Here is a 1,924-nt window from a genome sequence, read left to right as displayed (position 1 = left end):
CGCCGAGCTGTGCAACGGCTTCGAGCAGCGCACCTTGCTCGGCCTCGGTAGCGGGAGCAAGCGTCACCCGGAGCTCGCTGTAGGGCTGCGCTGTGAGCTCGGCGAGCATGGCGACGGGCAAGGCGTAGTCACCCAGGCCGGTGCGCACGTGCAGCAGGCTGTCCGGGTTCGTGCGCAGCAGGGCGGCGGCGGTCGCCTTGGGCAGCGTCAAGGTCCAGACATCGACGGCCGCCGCCTCCAGCTCGCGGCCGTCGAGCGTAAGGCCCGCGTCTTCCAGGTCCTCCAGCTCGGCTTCGGTCCATTGCAGCTCCAGTGCCTCTTCGCCGACGGTGAGCTGCGCCTCATATTCGCGCGGCTGCTCCTGCGGCTCGTCGGTGTCGACCGACTCGTCGTCCGGCTCGGCCGGCGGCGTCACCGGATCGACGGGATCGACCGGGTCAACCGGGTCCGTCGGTTCGACGATACTGTCGATGCTGATCGTCTGCAGCGCCACGTTGCCGGCGGCATCGCGGGCGTAGACGGTGTAGGTGCCGTTGTCGCTGGCGGTGAAAGCACCCGTCGCCAGGATATCCGTGCCGCTGGCCCCGCCGTCGAAAGCGTCGGCCGTGCGGCTGCCTGCGAGCCAGCGCAGATGGGTCAGGGCATTGCCGGCCTCGCTGCGATGCGCGCTGGCGGTGACGGCAATCTCGGCGTCTTCCGTTGCGCCGTCGGTGCTCAGAGCAAGCGAGGGTGCGATGGAGACGACGGTGACGCTGCTCGTATCCGGGACGGCGAAGGCCGTCATCGCCGGATCGCCGGAGCCGCTGTAGACGAGCGTCGCTCCGTCCGGAAGGGCGACCTGCGCCTCGAGTGCAATCCCGTCCAGGTCGGCCAGACCGGCCGGCACGTCATAGGCGAAGGGCAGGGTGGTGCGCGTCTCGCCCTGGCTGCCGGTATAGGCGGCGTAGACGGTCTCGGTGGCGGAGCCGGTGCCGAGCGCGATGCCCAGGCGCGGCGTGCCGGTGACGACCACGGGATCGCGGTAGGTCAGGGTGAAGGCAAGCACGCTGTCCGTGCCGTACAGCCCGTCGTTCGGGGCCGTCAGCACGAGGCCGACGACGGCGGCGCGGAAGGCGGCGGTTGCCGCCTCGAGCGTCGCTTCGGCGCTGTCGAGCTGATCCTGCGGCCGGTTGGCGGCATCGTCGGCTATGGTCTGTGCAACGTCGATGGCGTCCTGCAACGTGGTCCGCGCATCGGCAGAAGCTTCCCCGACACCCGATCCTTCGGGATGATCGACGAGTGCTTGCGCGGCGTCGGCGATGGCACTCAGCAGCGCCGAAGCATTGCCTGCACCGATGACGGTGCCGAGGAACGTCGCGGTTGCCGACTCGAGCGTCGATTCTGCACTGTCGAGTTGCCCCTGAGTCTGGTTCGCGGCATCATCCGCGATGGTTTGCGCGGCATCGATGGCAGCCTGCAGCGTGGTACGTGCTGCAGCCGGAGCCTGCCCGACATTCGATCCTTCGGGATGATCGGTTAGCGCCTGCTCGGCGTCGGCAATCGCGCTCAGCAGCGCGCTCGCGTTGCCTGCGCCGATGACGGTGCTAAGGAACGCAGTCGTTGCGGCTTCGAGCGTCGACTCGGCGCTGTCGAGCTGTGCCTGCGTCTGGTTCGGCGCATCATCCGCGACGGGTTGCGCGTCATCGATGGCAGCCTGCAGCGTGGTACGTGCTGCAGCCGGAGCCTGCCCGACGTTCGAGCCCTGAGGATGATCGGTCAGCGCTTGCTCAGCGTCGGCAATCGCGCTCAGTAGCGCCAAAGCATTGCCTGCACCGATGACGGTGCCGAGGAACGTCGCGGTTGCCGTCTCGAGCGTCGACTCCGCACTGTCGATCAGTCCCTGTGTTTGGTTCGCGGCATCATCCGCGATGGCCTGCGCGTCGTT

1 pseudogene is annotated in these 1,924 nt (G+C 68.5%); it reads right to left on the bottom strand.

The annotated features are described in order from the left end of the window. Positions 1-1,924: pseudogene (locus IDH44_RS25995) on the bottom strand (FIVAR domain-containing protein); the annotation flags it as partial.

The sequence above is a fragment of the Paenibacillus sabuli genome (genome assembly GCF_014705605.1).
Classification (GTDB): domain Bacteria; phylum Bacillota; class Bacilli; order Paenibacillales; family Paenibacillaceae; genus Paenibacillus_D; species Paenibacillus_D sabuli.
This window is presented reverse-complemented; position numbering and strand designations above follow the sequence as displayed.